Here is a 26,125-nt window from a genome sequence, read left to right as displayed (position 1 = left end):
TATGTCTGAATACAATACGTAGTAATGAACATTTAAGGAGGTTTATTCGTGAATAAATATATGAGATCATTCGTGCCCTATCATAGTCCTCTCGACCCTTGTCCTCCTATCAGAAAAAAATATTATTCTACTCCTCCTAATTTATTTTTAGGCTTTCAACCGCCAAACTTACCACAATTCACGCCAAAAGAAGCATTGCAAAAAGGGACTTTATGGCCTGTTTTTTATGACTATTATGAAAATCCTTATAAAAAAGGGCGGTGACTACTGACGTGACTCAATCGCTACCAGAAGAATACTATCAGCTTTTACTGGAGCTTCAAGAGCTGGACTTTGTACTAGTTGAACTCACTCTTTATTTAGATACACATCCAGATGACACCGCTGCGATTAATCAATTTAATGATTTTTCCTATAAACGGCGAGTATTAAAACAAAAGATGGAAGAAAAATACGGGCCACTCCAACAGTTTGGAAACAGCTATTCCAATGCTCCTTGGGAATGGAGCAAAGGTCCTTGGCCATGGCAAATATAAAGGAGAGAAACTATGTGGATTTATGAAAAGAAATTACAATACCCAGTTAAAGTGGGAACTTGCAATCCAGCACTTGCAAAATTATTAATTGAGCAATATGGCGGTGCAGATGGCGAGCTAGCTGCTGCACTACGTTACTTAAATCAACGTTATACAATTCCTGATAAAGTCATTGGCCTACTTACTGATATTGGTACAGAAGAATTTGCTCACCTTGAAATGATTGCTACGATGGTTTATAAACTAACGAAAGATGCAACTCCTGAACAAATGAAAGCCGCTGGACTTGATCCTCATTATGTTGATCATGATAGTGCACTTCATTACCATAATGCTGCTGGTGTTCCCTTTACTGCAACCTATATACAGGCTAAAGGTGATCCAATTGCCGATCTATACGAGGATATCGCAGCTGAAGAAAAAGCACGCGCAACATATCAATGGCTCATTAACTTATCAGATGATCCAGATATAAATGACAGCCTACGCTTCTTACGTGAACGAGAAATTGTCCATTCACAACGTTTCCGAGAAGCAGTTGAAATTTTAAAAGAAGAACGTGATAAAAAAATATTTTTTTAAAACACGTATCCTAGTGATATGTGTTTTTTTACGTTAAAAGTTAAATCCTTCCTATTAAAGATATAAATAGTATATTTATTCGATTTAATGTATTATTTTTTAATATTTTCAAAATTCCCTATTGCTTTCTAGTCATCAGACCTTTAAAATAGTAACAGTTACTCGACAAATTATTTGAATTTTCGACAAAAATACTCATTAGGAGGATTTTCTTTATATGCGTACAACTTTAAAGCCAGCGCAAATACTTTCGATTAGTTTATTACTATTCGCAGTTTTCTTCGGTGCTGGTAATATGATTTTTCCGCCCCTTCTCGGTCTTTCTTCCGGAGAAAATATGTGGGTCTCCATTACAGGATTTATTATTACAGACGTCGGTTTATCTTTACTAGCTATCGTCGCTGTTGCCCTTGCCGGTGGTAGTTTTAACACTTTAGCAAGCCGTGTTCATCCAAAATTCGCAGCAATATTTGCTATCATTATTTATCTTTCAATCGGCCCACTATTTGTTATTCCACGAACTGGATCTGTATCTTACGAAATTGGGATTGCACCACTTTTCCCGGACCAATGGTACTCTATGTTAATCTTTAGTGCGATTTTCTTTACAGTCGTTTACTTCTTATCATTAAATCCATCAAAATTAGTAGATCATATCGGAAAAATATTAACGCCAATTTTACTTGGAATTATTGCAATTATGGCAACAAAAGCGATTCTTTCACCAGGAACGTTTGCAGAACCTATTGGTGACTATAAAGAAATTCCATTTTTCAAAGGATTTCTTGAAGGATTTTTAACGTTAGATGCAATCGGTGCTCTCGTATTATCAACAATTGTTGTAAATGCAATTCGCCAAAACGGTATACAAGAGAAGAAATCAATTGCGAAATATACAATTATTTGCGGAAGCATTGCAGCCTTATTCTTAACAATTGTTTATTTCTTACTTGGTTATATCGGCGCTTCAAACGGCAACTTAGGACAATTCGAGAACGGTGGTCAACTATTAGCTACTGTTATGTACCAATTCTTTGGGACAAGCGGTAATGTTTTATTAAGCATCGCCATTATTTTCGCTTGTTTAACGACAGCCATTGGTGTTGTAAGTGCATTCGCCAACTATTTTGCAACAGTATTAACAAACGTTTCTTACAAAAAGCTCGTACTATACGTTTGTATTTTTAGCTTCGTGATTTCAAACTTAGGATTAAGTTTATTAATCAAAATTACATTACCTGTATTAATTATTTTATATCCAATTACAATCATTTTAATTTTCGTATCATTTATTGATAAATATACGAAACGTAAACCTTCTGTCTACATCGGAGCAATGATCGCAGCATTCATTATTAGCTGTATTCATGCACTGGATAATGTGGGAATGATACCAAGTTTTATCGCTAATATCGTACACACCATTCCTTTTTACAACTTAGGAATCGGCTGGATTATTCCAGCAATCATCGGTGGTATAATTGGATACTTTATTCCGCAAACAGAAGCTGAAGGTGAAGTTTCTACAAAATAAAGAAAAGAAGCAAGCATGAAATCCGTGCTTGCTTCTTTTTCTCTTCACATCGTATGTTTAAAAGTAAATAACTCTTCTTTTGACTGTACAGCAGATTGTTCCTCTTCTACAATGTCCTTCTTTATCTCTCCTCCTAACCTTACTTTCATCATCGCCTCTTCTATACTTTTTACAATCATATTTCCTGAAAAAATAGTAAGTCCAAAAAATGTAATGGGAACGAGCGGGATCCACGGATTCACTGTTAATGATCTAAAATAGACTCCAATTAAACCTGACCATTCATGTGTATAAGATTCCACCTCTTTTATATATCCACCAAACGTAACAGTTCCACCAAAGAACACTTCAAGTAATCCTAAGTGGAGTAAAATAGTAAGAGTTTGCGTAAACTGCTGAAAAAATACAAGTATAAACGTCATATAGAGATGCGGGAAAATATGCTTTATAACAATGTGCCTTCTCGATCCACCCAATATGTACGCAGCTTCAATAAATTCTTCGGTTCTCAACTTACGGACTTCCTTCGCAACATACAGTGCAATAACTGGCATCACAAGCATTACAAGTAATAAAACTTGAAACGAAGCCCTTTCAAAAAAGGTTGTTGTTTCCTCTCCACTCCCAAATGCATTTGCAGATTGAAGAAAAAAATATGCAATCATAACTGTTGGAATAACTGTAAAACTATCAAAAAAAGCCTCAATTTTTGAAAAACCTCTTTTTACATATGTTCCGAGTACGACACCGAAAAACACACCTATCACCATTCTAAGTGCCGCAATTAAAATAGATATACCAATTGTCCACTTCGCACCTTCAATGACTAAATGTAACAAATCGTATCCTTTCCGGTCTGTCCCAAGTAAAAATTGGAATGAAGGTGAAAACGGTGGTACTTGTGGATTTTCATCCGCATCATATTGCAATGTAACTTGTCTAATATGTCCATCATTCCATATCGTATTTCCGATGCTCAAAAGAACTAATATGAGAAGAAACCCAATGCTTATCCAAAATCTTTTATCACGTTTTATATACGTCCACATATTATAGTCTCTCCTTCATCGCAGCTGGAATGAAATAATGAAACAATTTAAACAAAATAAAAATTGGAATATAAATAAGCAGCACACTAACGATGAAAACCTCAATCCTAATACCTGCATACGATTTCAAAAACATAAAAATACCACCCGTATTAAAAATCCATTCTATAATATATAAATTAGATAACATAAAAAAGATATTCGTTTTCGCAAAGAATAGTGTACTAAGCAACACATTTCGTAAAATATGACGATTTAAAATATGAAAGCGCCCCAGCCCTTTCGCCTTAGCAAATAGTACATAATCTTTTTCTAGCTCATTTTCGAAACGAAGCACTAACATTTTTACAAACAGAATCGTAGTCGGTATACTCAAACAAAATATCGGCAATCCTCTAATCGACTCGCCTCCGATTGACGCAATTTGAAAAGGTAAAAAGCCTGTTTGTTTAAAAACCCATACAACTAAAATTTGCGATACTAAAATAAGTAAAATGTCTGGAATAGATTCTAGGAAGATAAGAAATGATTTAATACGATGTTGTATACGAGGTGAACTACTCATAATGACATAAACAATACAAAATGCTACAAATAATGAAATGAAAAAAGCAGCTAAAAATATAACAATTGTTTCTTTATAATGGACAAACAACTGCGGAAATAAAAATTTATCTCCCACATATTTAAAATTGGAGATGTCCATTAAATTCACAAACACTTCTTGTAAACTCTTTATGTACTGTGATGCATGCAGCTCAAATCCGTAAAACAACTTTGGCAGTGCCCCTAAACAAATAATACCCAAAATCGAAATAATAAATTGAACCGTCACTTCCATCCCATTCAGAAAAACTTTTTTGACCACGTTTTCCCTTCTCTCTCTATATAATTTACCCCTTTAATTTTATTCTTAATTTTCTGAATTGTAAATATTTATACATAAAAAAATCACTAGGTTACGATCCTAGTGATTCTTTATGCGCATGCCCTTCTCTTTTCGCAAATGGCATATACAAAATAAAACATCCAATAAGCGCAGCTATTTCTAATGAAATAATATAGTAAGGGTGCGGCCCTAACATATCAAGTAATGAAGCAGTTTCTGGCTTACGAGCTAAAAACATATAATTGCCACCTGTTTTGTAGTTCACAAAAGAAACGATTGGAATTATTATGTTTAAAAATATCATCGTACGCTTAATTGATTGCAAGGTCGGTCTATATCCTTCTACCCACGTCATAAAGAGTGGTGCCCAAATGAGTAATACATGTGCAGCGAAGAATTCTATAAAGCGAAAATGTGGAAAAGCATATTGCACGTTCGGCGTTAAAATAGCTTGTGATGCACCGATAATCCCTGTAAAAAATACAATCTCATATATGCGGTAACTTTTCGTTACAATCATAATCGATGCTAACAATAAACTAATCGTACATAGCTCAAATGGTAATGAAGTGCCTAGTTCAAAAATCCCCGCTTTCCATTCCCACATATGGAGCCCAATTTCACTCCCAACAAATAAAAATGCAATCGCATATCGAACCGTTATATTCCACTCACTTTGCCGTAATATATCTTGGTATTGATACAGAAAAAATATCCCCACCAACATAATAAATAATATAAGGACGTGTTGCCTTGAGTATGGAATAAATGGTTTTAATGGATGCGCACTAAAATAAGCTTCCATCTTCCCTCCTCCTCTCTTTCATACAATATTATTGTAAGAAAGAAACGACGAGTCAATTCATTTGCTTACACTAGGACAAGATCTACCTTACATTTACATATTCATACCTTACAAAACTGTAAGGTTATTGTAAGCTAAAACGATTTGTCAGATTCTTCACCTCTTCTATACTTAATGTAGATACTAAAACGAACGAAAAGGTGATAAATAGATGAAGAAGAAAAATAAAGTGTTAATTACTAGTGTAGTAGCAATCGGTATTGCAGCTGGATCATATTTTGCATTTGCTGGCGGCGGTTCAGAAGTAGCAATGGCATATAGCGGATATAAAGTAACAGAAAAACAAATTGAAAACGCGCAAAAATTTGGCGGTGAAGTCATTCCAAACGGCATCGAAACAATTTCATTTGATCCAACAAAAGGTACGTATGAATTAGCTGTAAAAAAAGGTGATGAAGTAAAAAAAGGTCAACTCCTTTTTAAATATAATGACCCTACTGCGAAACAAGGTGTAACAGAAGCAGAAATGCAAAAGAAAATCGCACAAAAAGAAGTAACATTGTTCCAAAAGCAAATTGATGCAGCGAAACAAAAATTACAAAAAGATAAAAATGCAGGCCTTCCCGCTGAAGCATTAAAAGCATCGGAAGTCGAAGTGCAACAATTAGAATCGCAACTTGAAATGAAAAAGTTTGAAGTTGAAAAATCTGATGAAATGATTAAAGCAGCAAAAGAGAAAGTAAACACACTTTCTGTAACAAGTCCTGCTGATGGCGTAATTGATGATATCGTGAAAACTGCTGATGAAAAAACAGGTATGAGCGGCATTACACTTCGCCACGCTGGGCCATTTAAAGTAAAAGGTCAACTTTCTGAATATGAGCTTGCTAGTATGAAAGTCGGGCAAGAAGTAACTGTTTCCTCAAAAACTGTCGCTGGTAAGACTTGGACAGGAAAAGTAACAGAAATCGGTTCTACACCATTAAAGAGCATGGATGAAAACAAAACAGTTTCTAACTATCAATTCACTGTCACATTAGATAATAGTGAAGAATTACAAAACGGCTTCCACGTTTACGTAACAAGTAAATCTGGCGAAGCAACTGGTACGATTGTTCCGAAAAGCAGCATCGTGAAAAAAGGTGACAAAAATATTGTCTTCGTTGTAAAAGACGGTAAAGCGAAAGAACAAGCAGTTACTGTTGAATTCGAGACTGATAGCGAAGCGAAAGTTTCTGGAGTGAAAAAAGGAGAACAAATTATCTCTAAACCTGAAAAAGACTTAAAAGATGGTATGGAGGTCGTCGCCCGATGATTAACTTAAAAGGCATCACGAAATCTTTCCAAAATGGGGCAGAATCCGTTCAAATATTACACGGCATTGACGTAACACTGAACCAAGGAGAATTCACTTCTATTATGGGACCATCTGGTTCTGGTAAATCAACATTAATGAACATTATCGGTTGCTTAGATAAACCAACGACAGGTGCGTATGAACTAGCTGGTCAAAATATTTCAAACATGTCTGAGACAGAACTTGCACGCGTTCGTAATAAAGAGATTGGGTTCGTATTCCAAAACTTCATGTTATTACCGAGACTTACAGCACTTCAAAATGTAGAGCTACCTCTTATTTACGCTGGAGTCGATAAAAAAGAAAGACGCGAGCGCTCATTAGCCGCTTTAACAAAAGTAGGTTTAGCTGATCGTGCTACTCACCTACCGAACGAATTATCAGGTGGACAAAAACAGCGTGTCGCAGTCGCACGTGCAATCGTAAATAATCCAAAGTTCATTTTAGCCGATGAACCGACAGGAGCACTTGATACGAAAACAAGTACACAAATTATGGATCTCTTTTACGAATTAAACAAACAAGGCTCAACAATCATTATGATTACCCACGATCGTGAAATTGGGGAAGCAGCAGCACGCCAAATTGTAATTCGTGACGGAAATATCGTCCAAGATTGGAGAGGTTAATTTTGAACACGAGTGAAAATATACGCATGGCCCTTTCCTCTATCTTTGCCCATAAAATGCGTTCTATCTTAACGATGCTAGGAATTATTATCGGTATTAGTGCCATTATTACTATCATTTCAATGGGTGATGGTACTAACGCAAAGTTTAAAAAAGAGTTAGGCCAAGGAAAAGATAACGAAGTAACGATTTACTACAACAATCCTGACTATGGAACAGATAATGCCAAAATTACAGCTGATATGCTAAACCGTCTGCAAACTGTACCAGGCGTTAAAGATGTGTATCCTGATGTAAGTATGAAAGTAAAAGCATCTGCTGGTTCAAAAGATGTAAATCTTGATTTAAAAGGTGGAACAGGCGCCTTTATGACAGATTCGAAAATAAAATTAGTTCACGGTCGTGAATTAAACGACAGTGAATTAAACCAAGCAATCCCTGCTGTTATATTAAATGAAGAAGCTTTCAACAAATTATTTAGTGGTTGGGAATCAAGTCAATACACAGATATAAAAGGAAAGCCGTATAAAATAGTCGGTGTATACGAAACGAAAAACGACTTCGGAATGCCTATGCCTGAAGGTTACACATCACTTGAAAACGCGCCTGTCATTTCAGGAGTAAATGAGTATGACTCTGTAAGATTAACAATGACCTCTCCGACAGAGCGTAAAAGTGTAGAAAAACAAGCCGTTTCTGTTTTAAATGAAATGAAAGCTCCTAAATTTGAGCATAAATTCGAAGCACAGGACTTAGGTGAATTTACGAAGCAATTAGATGAATCAATCGGTATGATGAAGATGGTATTCGGTGGTATTGCCGCTATTTCCTTACTTGTTGGTGGTATCGGTGTAATGAACATTATGCTTGTATCTGTAACAGAACGTACACGTGAGATTGGTATTCGTAAAGCACTTGGTGCAACTCGCGGTAAAGTGTTAACACAATTCTTAATCGAATCTTGTATTTTAACAGGACTCGGTGGTTTCATCGGATTCATGCTCGGTATCTTCTTCGCTTGGATCGTCTCAATCTTTGCTGGATGGCCACTCGTTGTCTCAAAAGAACTTGGACTTCTTGCAGTAGGTATCTCCATGTTAATCGGTATTATATTCGGTTTACTTCCAGCTAACAAAGCTGCAAAACTGGATCCAATTGAATGTTTACGATATGAATAAATAAAAAGCGTAGGAGTTTACACTCCTACGCTTTTTATTTATCCCGCTTTAATGGGCAGTAAGACCCCCACCTCAAAATTCAGCGAAAGCAAAGAATTTAGGTGGGGGTCGGGCTGCCCATTAAAGCCCGATTGGTGAGGGCTGATAATCAGTGGGGGAGGAAGAATCCCCCCCACTGATTAAAGTTTCACTTTATCTATTAAATCGTGTTTCTTCTATTATATATGTTTCACGTTATCAACATCTTTAATTATTTTAACCTACTAAAGCTATTATAGAATCCTATTATTGCAAAAATAATATGTAACAGACTAAAATCAAGGCGTAATTTTTTCCATAACTCGACTTATTTTGTAACAATTATAACGATATTTCATTAAATTTCACCTCATTTCAATCTCTCCACAGCGAAAATAGTTATTTTTACATAACTAATCACCTGTTCTAACAGCAAAATACGCCATTTTTGTAATGATTACGAAATAATTACGTAATACTACAGAAATATTATTAACCTATTAGAAATTGAAATACTCTCATTTTTATGCATCACATGCTCTAACCTCCCCTAACAACTATAAGAAAGCGCTTTTAGGATATTACTGGAATTATTACAGAATATTAATGACCCGTTACGAATGCTTTGTAGTTTTGTGTTTTCCGCAAATAAGAAAATAATGGTTGCTATAATGAGGTCAACGAAAACAAATGCAATGGAGGCTATTATGAAAAAATTTATGGGTATAGCAACAGCAGCGGTTTTTGGTCTTGGGATTTTCACAACATCTGCTAAAGCAGAAACAATCGTAACGACTGATGTACTAAATGTACGAGAAAACCCAACTACTGAATCACAAGTTGTCGGAAAGTTATTAGATGGATATAAAGTTAACGTTTTACATACAGAAAACGGATGGTCAAAAGTGAAATTGAATAGCGGTAAAGAAGCTTTCATTAGCGCTGACTATACAAAAGACACTTACTACGTAACAGCAAACGTATTAAACGTACGTGCTGGTGCAAACACAGACTCAGAAATTCTTGGTAAATTGAAACAAGATGATGTAATCGAAACAACACACCAAGTACAAAATGACTGGATTCAATTTGAATATAACGGAAAAACAGCTTATGTTCACGTTCCTTACTTAACAGGTAAAGCTCCAGTTAAAGTTCAGCCAGCAGTTAAAGTTGAAAAAACAACTAAAGTTCAAGATACAGCTAAAGTTCGTGAAGCAGTTAAAGCCGGTGAGGTAGCTGAAACTCAAGCAAAGGCTAAAGCACAAGAAGCAACTAAAGCTCGTGAAGCAGCTGAGGCTCAAGCAGAAGCTAAAGCTCAAGAAGCGGCTAAAGCTCGTGAAGCAGCTAAAGCTCAGGCAGAAGCTAAAGCTCAAGCAGAAGCTAAGGCCGGGGAAGCAGCTAAAGCTCGTGAAGCAGCTAAAGCCGAGGCAGCAGCTGAAGCTCAAGCAGCGGCTAAAGCTCAAGAAGCAGCTAAAGCTCGTGAAGCAGCTAAAGCCGAGGCAGCAGCTGAAGCTCAAGCAGCGGCTAAAGCTCAAGAGGCAGCTAAAGCTCGTGAAGCAGCTAAAGCTCAAGAAGCAGCTGAAGCTCGTGAAGCGGCTAAAGCTCAAAAACCAGCTACACAACAACCTGTTGCAAAAGAAACTGAAACAAGTGCACCATCATCTTCTCGTGAGTTACGTGTTGTAGCAACAGCTTACACAGCAGATCCACTTGAAAATGGTTATAAAGCAGGCGACCAAGTAAAATCAGCTTTAGGTCACAACTTAACAGCTAATCCAAATATGAAACTTATTGCAGTTGACCCAAGTGTAATTCCATTAGGTTCAAAAGTATGGGTTGAAGGTTACGGAGTAGCAATCGCTGGTGATACTGGTGGAGCTATTAAAGGAAATAAAATCGACGTTTTAATGCCAGACAAAGGTACATCAAGTAACTGGGGACGTAAAACAGTTACAGTTAAAGTATTAAACTAGTTCGTATAAAAAAAAGTCAGTCTCATTGAGGCTGACTTTTTTTGCGTTCCTTCTAAAGGAAAATATACTCTACCTGAAATTATATCCACGATTTTTCAAATATATCTATCGTAACCTACAATATATCCACGATTCGACAAGGAATATCGATTTACCGACAAACTTTGACATTGAAAAGTACTTTATGATAAAAAGGCTGCCCAAAATTCGGACAGCCCCCTATACTCCCCTATTCCACACAAGTAAACTGCGTCCAAGCTCCTACATAATCTAGTAAGAATAACTCTTCTTCTGCAATTGTACCGACAATATTTTTCCGTTCATCTATCGGCATCTCTTTTAGAATGATTTGCAGTTCACCTTTATACTTACCAAATGAGTTGTTCCCAATTACAACTTGCCCTCTTTCCTGTAATACACTTTCGCGCACTGGGAAGTTATAGTCTTTATACTTTTTACGTACTTCTGTAGAACGTACCATATATTCTGTTATGTCGCCGCGTCTTACGTGTAATTCTTGCAGTGTCGCTTTCTTCTCTACTTCCGTCGCTTCGTCTACAAAGTGTACCTTTAGCTGTAACATGTAACGATTTAAGTTTCCTAGTTTCTCTAACTCTTCTTCACTCGCATAAGCATTTCCGATAATCACATCATCAATAAGCCCTGTTGCCCATAAATGTTTTGCTTGTACTTCAATCGGTAAGTTACGATGTTGTTCTAACGTACATAATCCGTCATTAATATCCCATGGACCAATGTCGGCTGCATGTGACGTAATAAATGCTGCCGTGCGAATACCGTGTTTTTTAAAGCGTTCACTACAGCGAATGAAATAATCATACGGAAGTCCAGTAAATTTTTGCGGATAGAAGTTATGACAACCAATTAAAGCTGGTTTATTCGCCTGATGCGAAAGAATATTTTCTAAGTATGCAATATCGTTACTTACGTTCAGTTCAATTTTTAAGCCATACGGATTATTCGTCATTTTCGCTTCTGTTAATCCGTCAAAACCTAAATCTAAACGAATACCATCTGCACCTAACTCTGCAAAGAATGATAGATCGCTATAGCTAATACCGAGTTGATCGAATACTGCCGGAGCTACATCTAAAATAACTTCCATATTGTTATCTTTTGCATGATTAATAATTTCTTTAAATTCAGCTACAATTTCTTCTTTTGGACGATTCACAGATAATAGACATGTGAATATTCTTGAAAAACCGTGGCGTGCCGCTGCCGAAATGTATGCCATATCTTGTTCTTTCGTTGAATGCTCTGGATAAAGTGAAATTCCTAATTTACGCTCCATGCTTTTGCATCTCCTTCACACGTTGTATTAATACCATGCTCGTAAATCTATATTTTGCAGATAAACATGTTGCACATAAAATCGTTGGTACAATAATTACGTACGGTGATTGTAAGCTTAGCATTACATATGCACCCATTGAACTACCGATAAATAAAATTGATATGAGTAGTAACACTAATAAAGATTTACTTTGTACCCATTTTGAATAATGTGCAATACACTGCCCCGCTACGAATGTAATTAAGATGATAATTGCTCCGAGCATTCTGTTTTCTCCTCTCCTGCTAATTGTTGTTTCTCATACATTTTGAAGAATGGATAGTAAATAACGAATGAGATCACAAAGTTAACAAGTACAAGTACACCCGCCATAATTGTCCAGTCTGTACTAATAATCGCTGCAATTGGAGCTAACATCGTAAATGGCAATTTCGCCATCATCAGCGGAATCATACCTGAAACAACTGCGAAATATGATACTGTCGTTGTAACTAACGGTGTAATAACGAATGGAATAATTAAGATTGGGTTCATTACAATTGGTGCCCCGAAAATAATCGGTTCGTTAATATTGAATAAACCTGGTACGAATGATAATCTACCTAACTCTTTTAGGAACTTAGATTTAGAGAACATAAACATAATAACTAAAGCTAACGTTGAGCCTGATCCACCGATCCATACGAACCATTGAATAAATTGCTCTGTAAATAAGTTTGGTAATTGATGTGCATTTCCTGTAGCTGTGAATACTTCCATATTTTCAAGAATTGCTGAATCCCACATTGGACGAATAATTGGTCCTAAAATGGCTGGGCCATGTATACCGAATGACCAGAAGAACACGATTAAGAATACTGTTAATAAACCGCCGAATAAATTATTTCCTACTAATACTGATTTTAGTGGTGCAATTAAATACGTGATTGTTGTATTTACATCAAATTTTAAACCGTAACGAATACCCCAGAATAAAAGAATAACGACTAAAGTTGGAATTAATGCAGCAAACGAGTTTGCAACTGCTGGTGGCACACTGTCTGGTAATTTAATCGAGATATTATGCTTAATCATAAAGTGATAAATTTCTACTGCAATTAAAGCTGTGACAATTGCGCCGAATAAAGACGTTGCACTTAATGTTCCTACTGAAATATATCTTCCCGCATCAATAACACCGGGTACAGCTTTCGTAATTTGAATTGGTTCAACTGATGCTAGTAAAAAGGCGAGTACAGATAACAACCCTGCACTTAACTGATTGAGCTGATAAAAGTTTGCGAGTGAAGCTCCTACCCCAAATGCTGCGTATAATGCCATTAAACCTACTGTAAACCGGAATGGAATATCTAAAATATGGCGAAATGGTGCAATCCATTCCATATATGCATCAATTGGTAAATTTAAAAAGATAACGAAAAATGATCCGACAATCGTTAACGGCAATGTAGAAATAACTCCGTTTCGAATTGCTAATAAATGTCGTTGTCCTGCAATCTTTTGCGTTGTTGGCATAATCTTTTGTTCCATAAAACTCATAAAACCATTCATCAATACCCCTCCTCTTTCTCTTTACTACGTAAGGACAAAAAGTTATAACATTATAATGTTTATATTTAAAAAAATATATTTATGCTAAAACTAATTGTTCTGCTTGTTTCAGTACTTTTAAACCGTCACACATGCCATAATCTCTTTGTTCTATTATTGCAACCGGTATATCGTATGATTTCGCAAGAAACTGTACCGCTGGAAACAAATACTTCACCTGTGGCCCGATTAAAACAACATCAGCATTTTTTATTTCCAGTTTCACAAGTTCTGAATCAACTGCTTTAATTTTATAATCCTTCCCTTGTTTCATTGCCTCTTCTTGCATTTTTCTTACAACCATACTCGTTGACATGCCTGCTGCACAACATAATAAAATGTACATCTTATACTGTCACTTTCTCTTCTACTCGTTTATGAAGAGTGATAAATTCTTCAGCAAGTTCTTTCACTGTAATTGCATTCATTAAATGATCTTGTGCATGCACTAACAGTAAACTGATTTCTGCATGATTTCCTCTTGCTTCTTCTTGAATTAAGTCTGTTTGAATGCGATGAGCTGCTGAAATCTCTTCACTAGCAAGTTTCATCTTTTCACTCGCATTCTCAAAATCTCCTTGTCTTGCAAAAGCAATTGCTTCAAGCGCCGCGCTTCTCGCATTGCCACCATGTAAAATTAACGCAAATGGAGTTTGCATATCGTTCATTTTAAATTCCCCCAAGCTATCTTTTTTCTATATTGTTATCTTATTATGAAAACGCATACAATTAAACATAAAAAACTTCCGTTGTGTAACGGAAGTTTTTATATACTTTTTCAAAACGATAGTAAAATCTCTTGAAATTCTTCAATCATTCCAGCCTGAGTTAATTTCTCTATCGTATGCTGACTAGACATAATATCATATAAAAAATCATAAAGCTTTTGTAAATCTTCATTATTATTGCGCTTTACACTAAATAAAATAATAACTTGTACTTTCTTATCTCCCCAGTCAACCGCTTTATTAAGTGTACAAAACATCAAAAATGTTTTCTCACTTAATAACTGCATCGGATGTGGAATTGCAACTAAATTCCCAACCGCTGTCGGAGATGTATTCTCTCTTTCCATAACAGAATCATAAAAGTTTTCTGATACATAGTTTTTCTCAGCAGCTTTCTCACATAAAAACTGAATAACCTCTTCCTTCGTAGAAGCGCTATGATTTAAAAAGATTAAATCTTCCTTTATATACTGCTGCACACTAATATTCACATGCGTAAACAACTGCTGACCGATTAACTTAATCTCTTTATCATCAAATATTGAGTTCACTTTTATAACAGGCACAGGCAAACCACTCGGTATATGAATCGTACTAATAATACAATCTATTTTATCTTTATAAATGTCTTCTACTTTCAATTGATAATAACCTGTAATACCTACAATCTCTAATTTATCTCGGAACTGTGATAAAATTTTATATTTCAATAGCTGAGCGCTTCCTTGACCAGTCGCACAAACTAGTAAACATCTTTTCTTTTGATTCTGTTCCTGTAAACGACTCATCGCTCCGCCGAAGTGAATCGCAATATAACCAATTTCACTTTCCGGAATCGATTCTCCCGTATATTCACCAATTATATCTCCTACAAGAACTGCAATTTCAAAAGCATACGGATAATTCTTTTTCACTTCTGCCAATAGAGGATTTCTCGTATTTAACTTATACTTCAAACGGTTTAATAACGTTTTTAAATGAACACCAAATCCAAATAATAATTCTTCATCATAATAAAAAATAAGATTCCGTTCTTCCGCTACTTTAAAAAGAATATGTTGCATAAATGCATATAGATCTTTCCCTAATAGCTCTTCCACATTTTCATAACGATCTTTCGCTGTAACAGCAGTACTTAATAAATGCATCGTCACATATAAAACTTCTTCTTCTGGAAATGAAAGATGCAACTCTTTCTCTAAATCCCCTACAATCTGTTTCGCAATTGTATATTCTTTCTTTATGATAAGTTCTGATTGCTCCGCATTCAGTCCTTTCATATAATGTTGATCTTCACAACGCCTTAATGCAATTGCAATATGAATGACTAAATTATCAATTTCAATATCTGATAAATATATCGTACCTCCCTCGATATACTTTAAGATAACCGAACGGATAAATGGGATATGAGGTAACGATAAATATGTATCCCTCTGCTCAAATTGCTCATGAAACGGAGTATGATCATAGCGCGGTAAACCATATTGTGATAAACAAGAACGAATATGAAACTCCTCTCCCACAATACGTATACCATAATACGGTCTCTTTTCAATTTGTAATTGATAGCGACCACATATATCTGTCACATCTTTCATAATTAAATTTACAGTCGATTTACTCACATAAATCTCCTCTGCTAACTGTGAAAGCTTCACATACCCCTCTGACGTTACAATACGTTGCAGGATATACGCTATCCTTTCTTCATAAGAAGTTGGGATCTTTTCCGTCTGTTTTTGAAATAGACTCACGCAAAACTCTTCAAATTTCTTCGTTTGTATAATTTCTAGTTCGTATCCAGTCCCTCTTTGCGATTCAATTTTCGCCCCGTTTTCTTCCAATATATCATTTAATAATTTTATATCTTTTTGAATCGTCTTCGTTGATACATGTAAACGGCTCGCTAAAAAAGCTCGATTTAACATCGATTTCTCTTCTAAAAACTCCTCTAAAATAGAAATTAATCGCTGATGCACTTTTGTCATAGCTCTTCCTCTCACAATTTATATATAAAAAGGAAAAAGCTGCTGAGGTCAGTAGTTTTTTCCTTTTTCATTTTATCTATTTCTTTAATGTAAATCCGAATTTATCCCATGCTTGTAAATAATCTAATAAGAAAATTTCTTCTTCTACAATTCGGCCAACTACATTTGTTTTTCCTGTGTTCACCATATCTTTTAACGCAATTTGTAATTCACCTTTATATTGACCATACTGTTCATTATCAATTAAAAGATCACCGCGTTTAATTTCGCGTGTATTATGCGGTTTGAACTCTTCTTTCTTATATTTCACACGACTTTGTGTCGAGCGAATCATATATTCAGATACATCTCCGCGGTAAAAATGAGGCTCGTCTAATACGATAATTTTTTCTAGTTCTGTTGTTGTATCATATAATCCTATATCAAATGTTTGTTTCTCTTTATTTAATGCACCTAGTGCTTGTAATTCTTCTTCTGATGCATACGCGTTCGCAATAATAACATCATCAATTAATTCTGTCGCAAATAAATGCTTCGCTTGTGTTGTCATCGGTAATTCACGATGCTGCTCTAACGTACATAAGCCTTCTGTTACTGGCCAAGGTCCGTACGTTGCATCAAAGGATGAAATAAACGCAGCCGTTCTCATACCGTAATCTTTAAATTGTTTCGAGCATTTAATGAAATGATCGTATGATAATCCTGAATAACGATGCGGATAAAAATTATGGCAACCAATTAAATTTTCACGGTTTGGTCTATGGCTCATAATGTTATCTACATATTTCGTACCGTTACTCATATTAATTTCAATTTTTAAGCCGTATGGATTGTAAGTCATAATCGATTCTTCTAAACCAGAGAATCCAACATCTAAACGAATGCCGTACGCTCCCAACTCATGGAAGAACGATAAATCATTATATGAAATACCTAGTTGTGTAAAAACAGACGGACTAATATCAACTAATACTTGGAACCCTAATGCATTTGCATGAGAGATCGTTTCTTTAAACTCTTCTATAATTTTCTCTTTTTCTCCATCTACAGACAATAAGCATGTGAATACACGATTAAATCCGTATTTACTTGCTAATGTTAAATATTCCTTATCTTTCTCTACTGTTGAATGTTCTGGATAAATAGAAATACCTAATCGTCTCATATGTACACGCCTCTTTCTTCATTGTTTTGTAAACCTTTTCAAATATATGTAGTGAAAAAGTATATTTCCCCTTCTCATTCACTACTTTTTGAATCCGCTTTCTTTAAAGAAAAACCAATTTCTATCATTCATAACAACTACAAGTCTATACATCTATACTTTACATCTTTTTTTCATAGTTGTGTAGCTTTTACACAAATTTGTCAGTTTTTTCACCGCAAAAATTGTTATACGTTTTCAAGGCACCTTCCTTGACTGTTACATTGACCAATACATATACTCGAAAGAAAAGAGAAAATTTTATATAGGGGATGAATATATGGGAGAAGCAATACTCGTAAAACGAGAATCGTTATGGACGAAAGAGTTTGTCGCTTTAATTTTTGCAAACTTATGTATGTTTTTAGGGTTTCAAATGTTAATTCCTACTTTACCTGTTTATGTGAAAGAAATTGGCGGCACAAGTTCTAATATCGGATTTGTTGTAGGCATGTTTACCGTGGCGGCACTTTTTGTTCGACCACTGACTGGAAACGCCTTGCAAAAATTCAACAAAAAAATCATTTTAATGATCGGTACTGCTATTTGTTTACTCGCTATGGGTAGTTATCTTTTCGCTTCAACCGTCTTCCTATTGCTTGCCGTGCGAATTTTACACGGAGCTGGCTTTGGTATTACAACGACTACATATGGAACTGTCGTTTCAGATTTAATTCCGCAAGCTCGTCGCGGCGAAGGCATGGGATATTTCGGTCTTTCTGGAACGATTGCAATGGCGCTCGGTCCACTTATCGGACTTTGGCTCATGCAAACATATAACTTCACGATTCTTTTTTTATGTGCACTTTCATGTACAATTGTTTCATTAATATTAACGAAACTACTTCAAATCAAAAAATCGCCGCAACCACCACAGCAAACATCTGGTACTTTTCTCGATGGATTTATTGAGCGCAAAGCTTTACTTCCTTCATTATTAATATTATGTATTACATTAATGTACGGCGGAATCGGGAGCTTTATTACATTATTTGCTACGGAAGTCGGAATTGCTGATATAAGCCTCTTCTTCTTATTTAATGCACTTGCAATCGCTGTCACTCGTCCGTTTTCTGGAAAGTTATACGATGCGAAAGGTCATGCATTCGTTATTATTCCAGGGGTTATCATTACGTTTACAGGTATTATTTTATTGTCGTATACAACTACAATTCCGAGTTTAATTATTGCAGCAGCATGCTACGGAAGTGGTTTTGGAGCGATTCAACCTGCACTACAAGCATGGGTGATCGACCGAGTAGCACCACACCGACGAGGAGTCGCAACAGCTACATTCTTCTCAGCATTTGACCTCGGCATTGGCGCTGGCGCAATTATATTTGGATTCATTGCACACTTCACCAACTATGCAACTGTATATCGATATTCCTCTCTATTACTTATTGCTTTCCTATTCATTTACATTACAAGTATAAGAAAGCAAAAGCATGGAGATAAAAACAGAGAAAAAGCTGCTGGATAATTTCAGTGGCTTTTTTTATCGTATTTTTGCTGTTATAAAACTACATGCATTTTCCTACATATTTTTTTAACTTTCATCAAAAAATATACGATGAACTCGCAGACGCCTTCCTTCATATCCACCTGAACAATACTATTCTAAAAAGTGTGATTTATTTACAAAATTAAGATTTATACAAGATGAAAACCAATAAAATACAGCTGTTTCTTTAAAGAATTGTAAACTTTTTGTCCCTTTGTAAAGTTAGTGTAAATTTTACTAGCAAACCGTTTACAGTGCCTCAAGGTTTAGTTAATAATTACAGCGTACATGAAATTTAAGGAGTGGAATGCGTGGAATATAATGTTCAAGATATGATCTTCCAGTTCATTGGTGGATTAGGTATTTTCTTATTCGGGATTAAATACATGGGCGATGGACTGCAACAAGCAGCTGGTGATCGTCTTCGCGATATTTTAGATCGCTTTACAACAAACCCACTTATGGGTGTACTAGCAGGTATGTTAGTTACTGTATTAATCCAATCAAGTTCAGGAACAACCGCTTTAACAGTCGGACTTGTAAGTGCCGGATTTATGACATTAAGACAAGCAATCGGTGTTATTATGGGTGCGAACATCGGAACGACAGTTACTGCATTTATTATCGGAATTAAAATCGGAGAATATGCGCTCCCAGTTATGGCAGTTGGAGCGATTTTACTATTCTTCTTTAAAAATAAAAAAGTACATTCTGTAGGTCAAGTTGTATTCGGTTTTGGTATGTTATTCTTCGGTTTAGAATTAATGAGCGCAGGTATGAAACCTCTTCGTTCTTTAGAGTCATTCCAAGAGTTAATGGTTAGCATGAGTGATAATCCAATTTTAGGAATTATTGTCGGTACAGTGTTCACTTTAATTGTACAAAGCTCAAGCGCAACAATCGGTATTTTACAAGAACTATTCGGTCAAGGTGCAATCGATTTACAAGCTTCTCTTCCTGTATTGTTCGGTGATAACATCGGTACAACAATTACAGCAGTATTAGCAGCAATCGGTACTTCAATTGCCGCAAGACGTGCAGCATTAGTTCACGTTATCTTTAATATTATCGGTACAATTATCTTTACAATTTTATTAGTACCATTTACAAGTTTAATCCAGTATTTCCAAACTTCATTAAACTTAAATCCGGAAATGACAATTGCATTTGCACATGGAACATTTAACGTAACAAATACAATTATTCAGTTCCCATTTATTGCAGTATTAGCATGGATCGTAACAAAAATCATTCGTGGTGAAGATTCATCTATTAACTTCAAACCGCAACATTTAAATCCAATCTTTATTGAGCAATCTCCAGCTATCGCTTTAACTGAAGCTCAAAAAGAGGTTGTGCGTATGGCTGAATTTTCATTACACGGCTTAAAAGAAGCGAATCAATATTTAAATACACAAGACAAAAAGCACGAAAACATGGCTACTCAATTAGAAGGAGCTATTAACAATTTAGATAAAAAAATTACCGAGTATTTAGTTTTACTATCAGAAAAGCCGCTTTCACCTTCAGACTCTGAAAAACACTCCGTTTTAGCTGGTGTTGTTGGGGATATTGAACGTGTCGGTGATCATGTAGAAAACCTTGTAGAACTTGTAGATTTCCAAATTTCAAACCGCGTTTCACTATCAGATGAAGCACTAGCTGAACTAAATGAAATGCTTGAATTAACGATTTCAACATTACAAGACGCAGTCGAAGCTTTAACAAACTTCGATACTGAATTAGCTCAAACTGTTATTGCAAAAGAACGTAAAATCGACCAAATGGAACGTGTTCTTCGTAAACGTCACGTATTACGTCTGAACGAACGTAGCTGTTCAGGTGATGCAAGTATCATCTTCGTCGATATGGTAAGTAACTTAGAGCGTATCGGTGATCACGCTGTAAATATCGCTGATGGTGTTTTAGGTGAACAAGGTAAAATCAATTTAAAACAATCATTATAATAGGAAAGAGACGCTAACGTGAGCGTCTCTTTTTTCATTTCATATTTACAACAGTTCTTCCTTTTAACTTTCCTTGCAATATAAGTGTAAACTTCTCATCTAACTCTTCTAATGTACATTCTTCTGTATAAGATAGTAACTCATTATTCTCCCATTCACTTGCTAAGAGCGTCCACACATCTCTTCTCACATCCACTGGGCATTGCACAGAATCTATTCCTAAAAGACTTATGCCTCGCAAAATAAACGGATATACCGTTGTTTGCAATTCTTGTCCTGCCACATTACCGCACGTCGTTACACAACCACCATACTTTACCGTTTTTAAAGCGGTTTCTAGCATATGTCCACCTACAGTATCGATAACCCCGGCGTATATCCCTTTTAACATTGGTCTTCCTGATTCATCATTCAACTCCGTACGATGAATCACTTGTTTCGCTCCTAGACATAGTAGCATCTCTTCTTCTTCCATTTTCCCTGTCGCTCCTACTACGTTAAATCCTAGCTTACTTAAAATACTAACAGCTACACTCCCTACGCCGCCTGTTGCACCCGTTACTAAAACATCTCCCATACTAGGCGTTATGCCTGCTCCAATAAGCTTATATACTGATAAAGCAGCTGTAAAACCTGCTGTCCCGTACATCATACTTTCCTTTAATGACATGCCCTCTGGTAAAGGGATGATCCAAGATGCTGGCACGCGAATATATTCTCCGAAACCACCAGAAGTATTCATACCTAAATCATATCCCGTTACAATAACTTGGTCTCCTACCTTAATGGTTTCATCTGCACTACTCACAACCACTCCTGCTGCATCAATTCCTGGCGTATGAGGATATGTTCTCGTAACCCCTTTATTACCCGTGGCTGAAAGTGCATCTTTATAATTTAATGAAGAATAATGAACCTGTATTAATACGTCCCCCTCAGGTAAACTACTTACTTCTCTCTCTACAACGTTTCTTACAAACTGCTTACTTTCTGTTTCTTTCACAACGATTGCTCGGAATGATGTATGATTCACTATGCCCTCTCCTTTATCCGTAAAATTCTTCTTTATTATATAGAAGAAATAAGTAAACCTACTCATTTCTTCTTGGCTATATTTCAACAAATCTTACTTCTCTATCACTTTCTCACAATACATGTTTTCATTTCCACTAAAACAACTTATACTTATTCTACATCTGAAAAATAAAATATAGAAAATCTGACTTTTTATAAATATATTGAATTTTTACGAAATGTAAATGATTTGTAATGTCTTTTTTCGTCAAATTTCATTATAATAAGTGGATATGAGTGTCGTATTTCAATCCAAATGAAGGAGTACAGGAAATGGAGCAAAACCCATCTTTGCAAGAAAATACACGCAGTAAACCGAAAAAAAGTAGGAAAAAAACAAAAATTATTATAAGCGTTATTCTATTCTTTTTAATAATAGGTGGCGGTTATACTTGGTTTTTAGTAAATAAAGCATCTTCTGCTGTTCGAAATGCCGCACACGATTTAGCGCGCGGTGATAAATCTGATTTACGTGATAAAGCTGTAAAACCTATCACAAATAACGTCTCCGTCTTAATCATGGGTGTTGATGAAAGCGATGTCCGCGGGAAAGAATATGGAGAAGCTATAAGAACGGATGCACTACTACTTGCAACGTTTAATAAAGATAGCAAAACTGTAAAACTATTAAGTATTCCACGAGATACATATACTTATATCCCAGTGGAAAAGAAAAAAGATAAAATTACACACGCTCATGCATACGGTTCTACTAAAAACGGAAAAGATGGTGGACCCCAAGCAAGCATTGATGCAGTTGAAAAATTAATGAATGTTCCCGTTGATTACTTTGTAAAGTTTAACTTCAAGTCATTTATGAAAATTGTCGACGATTTAGGTGGTATTGAAGTCGATGTACCAGTTGAATTTACTGAACAAGATAGTAATGATACTGCTGATGCGATTCACCTGAAGAAAGGTGTTCAAAAGCTAAATAGTGAAGAAGCTCTTGCCCTTGCTAGAACGCGCCACATCGATAGTGATGCAATGCGTGGACAACGTCAACAACTCGTTATTGAAGCAATTTTAAAGAAACTAACAAGCGTTGGATCTGTAACAAAAGTTGGTAACATCATAGATGATATTAACGGACAATTCGTTACGAACTTAACATTCGATGATATGCTTTCATTCTATAAGTACGGATCGGACTCGGAAATTGAGAAATTACAAATTCAAGGTGAAGACTGCTATATGGAAAAAGGTGACGATACATGTAGCAAATCTGCTGGTGGCGGCCGAACGTATTACTACAATCCAGATAAAAAAGAATTAGCAACTGTTACAAACGAACTTCGTACTCACCTTGGATTACCTGCATATACAAAAACAGACTCTGATTCAAAGAAAACAAGCACAGAGAAAACAAAAGAATCTAAGTCGGAAAATTCAAGTGAACGTGAATCAAGTAACAATGAATCTAAAAATAAGAATAAAAATAGCAGTGAAGATACAGAAACATCATCTAACGACAATGAATAAAAAAGAAGCAGTTCTCTATGGAGGTAGAGTACTGCTTCTTTTTATTTCTTCGGAATCAAAAATCAGAACTTTCTAACTATCTTTTTTAATATTTTTAAATTATAATAAATAGTAGCAATCTATTCCAATTATCAGGGGGCTCATACATATGAAAGCTGCAGTAAAACATAACATCTCAGATTTTAAAGACTACTTAAAATCCAACGATATATACATGGAAGAAAATATAGATGAAAATGACGGTTCTGTTCATTTTTCGGTAGGATTAGAGACCGAAGCTGGCGCAAAAATTCAACTTATCGCTGCATTCCAAAACGAACATCCTACTGTGGATATATACTGCTTCAATGTTGCTCACGTACCTGATGCAACATCAACAAATGATATTTTGCATGTCATCAATGAATTAAACACATCTTACCGATTTGCAAAATTCACGTTAAATAAGCAAAATGCAATTGATATTTCAGCATCACTTGCATTCTCAGAACCAAATTTCAATCCAGCACTTGTCTTTGAACATACGAGAATGCTATATAAATTAGCAAATGACGAATATAAAAACTTAATGAAAGTTATTTGGGCATAAATCAGCCTGCACCAATCGGGCGTTTACTACCTTCAAATAGCGGGATAGATAAAAGGATGGGCTGCAAGCAGCGCCATCCTTTTATTTCGATAACATATCAATCCACATCTTAACAGCAGTGCCTACAATCAAAATCGATAACATATATTGCAATGCTTTTTGATTGATCCTCTTCCCAACTCGTGCTCCAAGCGGCGCAGCAAAGATACTTGCAATCGCAATAATAAGAGCTGGAATTACAACTACTTGCCCAGTTATCACTTTTCCAGTCGTAATCCCTATTGAGGAAATAAACGTAATAGCGATAGATGTTGCTATTGTTGTACGTATCGGCAATTTTAAAATAACTAGCATAATAGGAACTAATAAGAAAGAACCTCCAGCACCTATAATGCCTGATGCGCCTCCTACAATAAACGCTAACAAGCTTGCTAACCATTTATTATATGTCACTTCACCACTATTATTTCGTTTCGGTACGAACATCATAATAGCAGCTATTGTTGCTAACGCTGCATAAACAACATTGACCGTATGTTCCGCTAATACGTTAGCACCAAAACTCCCTATGAAACTTCCTATTAATATACTAGCTCCCATATACACAACTAGCGTTTTATCCATATCATTACTTTTCCGATAGGCCCATGCCCCTGCAAAAGTTGCAAAGAATACTTGAATCGCTGTAATACCACTTACTTCATGTGACGTATAACTAGTAAATCCTAGCAATACCGGAATGTATAGGATCATTGGATAATTAATAATCGCACCGCCAATTCCAACCATTCCTGATATAAACGATCCTATAAACCCAATTATAAAAAGTAATACGACTAAGCTCATCTTACATCCCCTCCCTTCTAAAAAGAAGGTGAATTAAATGAATAAGTTTACATTCCCATCCGAAGCATCTGCTAAATAAGCTCCTACTCCTGCAAACTCTACCCCTTCCATAATCTCTTCCTCTTTTAACCCTAATAAATCTACTGTCATTTGACAAGCTACAAGTTTAATCCCCTGTTCTTTCGCCAAATCGATTAAATCTGGTAAAGGCATCGCATTATGTTTTTTCATAATACCTTTAATCATCTTTGGTCCCATACCGGCAAAATTCATTTTTGATAATCCCATCTTATCTGCACCACGTGGCATCATTTTTCCAAATACTTTTTCTATGAAAGTTTTCTTCACCTTCACATGCTCATCTTTCCTTAAAGCATTTAATCCCCAAAAAGTATGAAAAATAGTTACCTCTTGATCATACGCCGCTGCACCATTTGCAATAATATAAGCAGCCATCGCTTTATCATAATCTCCGCTAAATAAAACGATTGTTGTTTTCTTCTGTTGTTCCATGTTGTGCTCCCTCCAATTACCTATAGGGGTATTTTATTATTTATAAAAAGGCTCAAATCATTTATCTCTGTACTATACGACTTTCCCTTCCCACGCTAACATACCACCTACCATATTGATTGCTTGAAAACCGTAGCTCTCTAAAAACTGAACTGCTCTTGCACTTCTCCCACCAGAGCGACAAACGATAATATACTCTTTCTTTTTATCCAACTCATGCATACGAAATTCTAATAGTCCTAGTGGAATGTTACTTGCTTCTGGAATTTTCCCATCGGCGACTTCTTCTACTTCACGTACATCTACGATATTTACTGCCTCTTTACGTAACAATTTTTCTTCTAATTCTTTTACTGTCATTTCTTTCATTATAAATTCCCTCCTTACAAACCATTCATACCACTCGAAACATTGATAACGTGCTGAAACCCTAATTTCTTTAATACCTTTGCTGCTTGCTTACTTCTCATCCCGCTCTGACAAATAACGATTACTTCCTTATTTTTATCTAATTGATTTGCTTTACTAGCTAACTCATTTAATGGGATATTCTGAAATCCTTTCATATGATTTCCTCTATATTCACCTACTGTGCGAACATCGATAAATTGTTTTCCCTTTTTTCCTGCTATACTCTTTAATTCTTTCCCACTTATATTTTGAACACCTTTTACCGGTAAAAAACGTGAAATAACAAATCCTGCAGCAAGTACAATGAAGAGCGTACTTAATATTGTATTCATATAACCAACCTCTCTACATTTAT

The 26,125-nt window shown here is 35.7% G+C and carries 27 protein-coding genes; 12 read left to right on the top strand and 15 right to left on the bottom strand.

What is annotated here, in order from left to right; translation table 11 throughout:
* Window positions 1–48: 48 nt before the first annotated feature.
* The 4 genes from DN389_RS07705 (at window position 49) to brnQ2 (ending at window position 2,652) form a co-directional block, all read left to right on the top strand.
* Window positions 49–264 carry a spore coat associated protein CotJA gene (locus tag DN389_RS07705; RefSeq protein ID WP_149236990.1) on the top strand — a complete coding sequence of 72 codons (216 nt, stop codon included), beginning with the start codon at window positions 49–51 and terminating at the stop codon, window positions 262–264.
* Window positions 265–272: 8 nt separating this feature from the next.
* A complete protein-coding gene (locus DN389_RS07700; protein WP_000194492.1) occupies window positions 273–536 on the top strand; it encodes a spore coat protein CotJB in 264 nt (87 codons plus the stop codon).
* Window positions 537–548: 12 nt separating this feature from the next.
* A complete protein-coding gene (gene cotJC / locus DN389_RS07695; protein ID WP_000265275.1) occupies window positions 549–1,118 on the top strand; it encodes a spore coat protein CotJC in 570 nt (189 codons plus the stop codon).
* A gap of 217 nt (window positions 1,119–1,335) precedes the next feature.
* Entirely contained in the window at window positions 1,336–2,652 is a 1,317-nt protein-coding gene (gene brnQ2 / locus DN389_RS07690; RefSeq protein ID WP_060487607.1) for a branched-chain amino acid transport system II carrier protein BrnQ2, read from the top strand.
* A gap of 44 nt (window positions 2,653–2,696) precedes the next feature.
* On the opposite strand, the gene DN389_RS07685 is transcribed toward brnQ2, so the two are convergent.
* From DN389_RS07685 to DN389_RS07675, 3 genes are all read right to left on the bottom strand, one after another.
* Window positions 2,697–3,701 (bottom strand): ABC transporter permease, encoded by a 1,005-nt coding sequence (locus DN389_RS07685; protein WP_098190531.1) that lies wholly within the window; start codon window positions 3,699–3,701, stop codon window positions 2,697–2,699.
* 1 nt (window position 3,702) lies between these two features.
* A complete protein-coding gene (locus DN389_RS07680; RefSeq protein WP_141555591.1) occupies window positions 3,703–4,569 on the bottom strand; it encodes an ABC transporter permease subunit in 867 nt (288 codons plus the stop codon).
* A gap of 91 nt (window positions 4,570–4,660) precedes the next feature.
* Window positions 4,661–5,395: a YwaF family protein gene (locus DN389_RS07675; protein ID WP_087985789.1), complete on the bottom strand. Its 735-nt coding sequence runs from the start codon at window positions 5,393–5,395 to the stop codon at window positions 4,661–4,663.
* A 211-nt stretch (window positions 5,396–5,606) separates the two neighbouring features.
* Here DN389_RS07675 and DN389_RS07670 point away from each other — a divergent pair, with 211 nt between their 5' ends.
* The 4 genes from DN389_RS07670 to entC all read left to right on the top strand — a co-directional run bounded on the left by DN389_RS07670 (window position 5,607) and on the right by entC (window position 10,553).
* Window positions 5,607–6,710 (top strand): efflux RND transporter periplasmic adaptor subunit, encoded by a 1,104-nt coding sequence (locus tag DN389_RS07670; protein WP_060487604.1) that lies wholly within the window; start codon window positions 5,607–5,609, stop codon window positions 6,708–6,710.
* Complete coding sequence (locus DN389_RS07665; RefSeq protein ID WP_000609098.1) at window positions 6,707–7,381, top strand: ABC transporter ATP-binding protein; 675 nt, start codon at window positions 6,707–6,709, stop codon at window positions 7,379–7,381. The genes DN389_RS07670 and DN389_RS07665 overlap by 4 nt, the downstream gene beginning before the upstream one ends.
* 26 nt (window positions 7,382–7,407) lie before the next feature.
* Window positions 7,408–8,559, top strand: coding sequence for an ABC transporter permease (locus DN389_RS07660; RefSeq protein WP_438264003.1), 1,152 nt, complete (start codon window positions 7,408–7,410; stop codon window positions 8,557–8,559).
* A 602-nt stretch (window positions 8,560–9,161) separates the two neighbouring features.
* On the top strand, window positions 9,162–10,553 hold the full coding sequence (entC, locus tag DN389_RS07655; RefSeq protein ID WP_097844517.1) for a cell wall-binding protein EntC: 1,392 nt from the start codon (window positions 9,162–9,164) through the stop codon (window positions 10,551–10,553).
* Between the two features lie 229 nt (window positions 10,554–10,782).
* Here the strand turns inward: entC and DN389_RS07645 are convergent, their stop codons facing one another.
* From DN389_RS07645 to DN389_RS07615, 7 genes are all read right to left on the bottom strand, one after another.
* Window positions 10,783–11,868 (bottom strand): DUF871 domain-containing protein, encoded by a 1,086-nt coding sequence (locus DN389_RS07645; RefSeq protein ID WP_149236987.1) that lies wholly within the window; start codon window positions 11,866–11,868, stop codon window positions 10,783–10,785.
* Window positions 11,858–12,136 (bottom strand): hypothetical protein, encoded by a 279-nt coding sequence (locus DN389_RS07640; protein WP_149236986.1) that lies wholly within the window; start codon window positions 12,134–12,136, stop codon window positions 11,858–11,860. The genes DN389_RS07645 and DN389_RS07640 overlap by 11 nt, the downstream gene beginning before the upstream one ends.
* Entirely contained in the window at window positions 12,112–13,422 is a 1,311-nt protein-coding gene (locus DN389_RS07635) for a PTS sugar transporter subunit IIC (protein WP_001013048.1), read from the bottom strand. The genes DN389_RS07640 and DN389_RS07635 overlap by 25 nt, the downstream gene beginning before the upstream one ends.
* A gap of 79 nt (window positions 13,423–13,501) precedes the next feature.
* Window positions 13,502–13,807, bottom strand: a complete 306-nt coding sequence (locus tag DN389_RS07630) for a PTS sugar transporter subunit IIB (protein ID WP_000275649.1) — start codon at window positions 13,805–13,807, stop codon at window positions 13,502–13,504.
* A gap of 1 nt (window position 13,808) precedes the next feature.
* A complete protein-coding gene (locus tag DN389_RS07625; protein WP_088082161.1) occupies window positions 13,809–14,129 on the bottom strand; it encodes a PTS lactose/cellobiose transporter subunit IIA in 321 nt (106 codons plus the stop codon).
* Window positions 14,130–14,239: 110 nt separating this feature from the next.
* Entirely contained in the window at window positions 14,240–16,180 is a 1,941-nt protein-coding gene (locus tag DN389_RS07620; RefSeq protein WP_149236985.1) for a BglG family transcription antiterminator, read from the bottom strand.
* A gap of 76 nt (window positions 16,181–16,256) precedes the next feature.
* Window positions 16,257–17,345 carry a DUF871 domain-containing protein gene (locus DN389_RS07615; RefSeq protein ID WP_061680157.1) on the bottom strand — a complete coding sequence of 363 codons (1,089 nt, stop codon included), beginning with the start codon at window positions 17,343–17,345 and terminating at the stop codon, window positions 16,257–16,259.
* 319 nt (window positions 17,346–17,664) lie between these two features.
* On the opposite strand from DN389_RS07615, the gene DN389_RS07605 reads away from it, so the two are divergent.
* Window positions 17,665–18,867 (top strand): MFS transporter, encoded by a 1,203-nt coding sequence (locus DN389_RS07605; protein ID WP_149236984.1) that lies wholly within the window; start codon window positions 17,665–17,667, stop codon window positions 18,865–18,867.
* A gap of 332 nt (window positions 18,868–19,199) precedes the next feature.
* Entirely contained in the window at window positions 19,200–20,855 is a 1,656-nt protein-coding gene (locus DN389_RS07600; RefSeq protein ID WP_000456277.1) for a Na/Pi cotransporter family protein, read from the top strand.
* A gap of 34 nt (window positions 20,856–20,889) precedes the next feature.
* Here the strand turns inward: DN389_RS07600 and DN389_RS07595 are convergent, their stop codons facing one another.
* Complete coding sequence (locus DN389_RS07595; protein WP_149236983.1) at window positions 20,890–21,888, bottom strand: YhdH/YhfP family quinone oxidoreductase; 999 nt, start codon at window positions 21,886–21,888, stop codon at window positions 20,890–20,892.
* Between the two features lie 314 nt (window positions 21,889–22,202).
* On the opposite strand from DN389_RS07595, the gene DN389_RS07590 reads away from it, so the two are divergent.
* Together DN389_RS07590 and DN389_RS07585 are read left to right on the top strand one after the other, a co-directional pair.
* The gene (locus tag DN389_RS07590; protein WP_048545734.1) at window positions 22,203–23,411 is read left to right on the top strand and encodes an LCP family protein; all 1,209 of its coding nucleotides are present in this window, start codon (window positions 22,203–22,205) and stop codon (window positions 23,409–23,411) included.
* A gap of 148 nt (window positions 23,412–23,559) precedes the next feature.
* Entirely contained in the window at window positions 23,560–24,000 is a 441-nt protein-coding gene (locus DN389_RS07585; protein WP_000642361.1) for a hypothetical protein, read from the top strand.
* Between the two features lie 81 nt (window positions 24,001–24,081).
* Here DN389_RS07585 and DN389_RS07580 read toward each other — a convergent pair whose 3' ends face one another.
* From DN389_RS07580 to DN389_RS07565, 4 genes are all read right to left on the bottom strand, one after another.
* A complete protein-coding gene (locus DN389_RS07580; RefSeq protein ID WP_149236982.1) occupies window positions 24,082–24,846 on the bottom strand; it encodes a sulfite exporter TauE/SafE family protein in 765 nt (254 codons plus the stop codon).
* Window positions 24,847–24,879: 33 nt separating this feature from the next.
* The gene (locus DN389_RS07575; protein ID WP_000437728.1) at window positions 24,880–25,359 is read right to left on the bottom strand and encodes a DsrE/DsrF/DrsH-like family protein; all 480 of its coding nucleotides are present in this window, start codon (window positions 25,357–25,359) and stop codon (window positions 24,880–24,882) included.
* A gap of 72 nt (window positions 25,360–25,431) precedes the next feature.
* Window positions 25,432–25,728: a rhodanese-like domain-containing protein gene (locus DN389_RS07570; RefSeq protein ID WP_000661815.1), complete on the bottom strand. Its 297-nt coding sequence runs from the start codon at window positions 25,726–25,728 to the stop codon at window positions 25,432–25,434.
* A 14-nt stretch (window positions 25,729–25,742) separates the two neighbouring features.
* Window positions 25,743–26,102 carry a rhodanese-like domain-containing protein gene (locus tag DN389_RS07565; protein ID WP_149236981.1) on the bottom strand — a complete coding sequence of 120 codons (360 nt, stop codon included), beginning with the start codon at window positions 26,100–26,102 and terminating at the stop codon, window positions 25,743–25,745.
* Window positions 26,103–26,125 lie beyond the last annotated feature (23 nt).

Origin of the sequence: Bacillus sp. AY3-1 (genome assembly GCF_008368785.1) — a bacterium.
In the GTDB taxonomy this organism is placed as follows: domain Bacteria; phylum Bacillota; class Bacilli; order Bacillales; family Bacillaceae_G; genus Bacillus_A; species Bacillus_A wiedmannii.
The sequence above is the reverse complement of the archived record's forward strand: the minus strand, read 5'-3'. Positions and strand labels throughout refer to the sequence as shown.

What these genes read in the sequence shown, in the direction of transcription:
- DN389_RS07605 (WP_149236984.1), top strand. Translation starts at nt 17,665, where the DNA reads ATGGGAGAAGCAATACTCGTAAAACGAGAATCGTTATGGACGAAAGAG.
- DN389_RS07660 (WP_438264003.1), top strand. Translation starts at nt 7,408, where the DNA reads ATGGCCCTTTCCTCTATCTTTGCCCATAAAATGCGTTCTATCTTAACG.
- DN389_RS07645 (WP_149236987.1), bottom strand. Translation starts at nt 11,868, where the DNA reads ATGGAGCGTAAATTAGGAATTTCACTTTATCCAGAGCATTCAACGAAA.
- DN389_RS07670 (WP_060487604.1), top strand. Translation starts at nt 5,607, where the DNA reads ATGAAGAAGAAAAATAAAGTGTTAATTACTAGTGTAGTAGCAATCGGT.
- DN389_RS07640 (WP_149236986.1), bottom strand. Translation starts at nt 12,136, where the DNA reads ATGCTCGGAGCAATTATCATCTTAATTACATTCGTAGCGGGGCAGTGT.
- DN389_RS07580 (WP_149236982.1), bottom strand. Translation starts at nt 24,846, where the DNA reads ATGAGCTTAGTCGTATTACTTTTTATAATTGGGTTTATAGGATCGTTT.
- DN389_RS07585 (WP_000642361.1), top strand. Translation starts at nt 23,560, where the DNA reads ATGAAAGCTGCAGTAAAACATAACATCTCAGATTTTAAAGACTACTTA.
- DN389_RS07565 (WP_149236981.1), bottom strand. Translation starts at nt 26,102, where the DNA reads ATGAATACAATATTAAGTACGCTCTTCATTGTACTTGCTGCAGGATTT.
- DN389_RS07575 (WP_000437728.1), bottom strand. Translation starts at nt 25,359, where the DNA reads ATGGAACAACAGAAGAAAACAACAATCGTTTTATTTAGCGGAGATTAT.
- DN389_RS07665 (WP_000609098.1), top strand. Translation starts at nt 6,707, where the DNA reads ATGATTAACTTAAAAGGCATCACGAAATCTTTCCAAAATGGGGCAGAA.
- DN389_RS07620 (WP_149236985.1), bottom strand. Translation starts at nt 16,180, where the DNA reads ATGACAAAAGTGCATCAGCGATTAATTTCTATTTTAGAGGAGTTTTTA.
- DN389_RS07570 (WP_000661815.1), bottom strand. Translation starts at nt 25,728, where the DNA reads ATGAAAGAAATGACAGTAAAAGAATTAGAAGAAAAATTGTTACGTAAA.
- cotJC (WP_000265275.1), top strand. Translation starts at nt 549, where the DNA reads ATGTGGATTTATGAAAAGAAATTACAATACCCAGTTAAAGTGGGAACT.
- DN389_RS07630 (WP_000275649.1), bottom strand. Translation starts at nt 13,807, where the DNA reads ATGTACATTTTATTATGTTGTGCAGCAGGCATGTCAACGAGTATGGTT.
- DN389_RS07590 (WP_048545734.1), top strand. Translation starts at nt 22,203, where the DNA reads ATGGAGCAAAACCCATCTTTGCAAGAAAATACACGCAGTAAACCGAAA.
- brnQ2 (WP_060487607.1), top strand. Translation starts at nt 1,336, where the DNA reads ATGCGTACAACTTTAAAGCCAGCGCAAATACTTTCGATTAGTTTATTA.
- DN389_RS07625 (WP_088082161.1), bottom strand. Translation starts at nt 14,129, where the DNA reads ATGAACGATATGCAAACTCCATTTGCGTTAATTTTACATGGTGGCAAT.
- DN389_RS07675 (WP_087985789.1), bottom strand. Translation starts at nt 5,395, where the DNA reads ATGGAAGCTTATTTTAGTGCGCATCCATTAAAACCATTTATTCCATAC.
- DN389_RS07685 (WP_098190531.1), bottom strand. Translation starts at nt 3,701, where the DNA reads ATGTGGACGTATATAAAACGTGATAAAAGATTTTGGATAAGCATTGGG.
- DN389_RS07615 (WP_061680157.1), bottom strand. Translation starts at nt 17,345, where the DNA reads ATGAGACGATTAGGTATTTCTATTTATCCAGAACATTCAACAGTAGAG.
- DN389_RS07635 (WP_001013048.1), bottom strand. Translation starts at nt 13,422, where the DNA reads ATGAATGGTTTTATGAGTTTTATGGAACAAAAGATTATGCCAACAACG.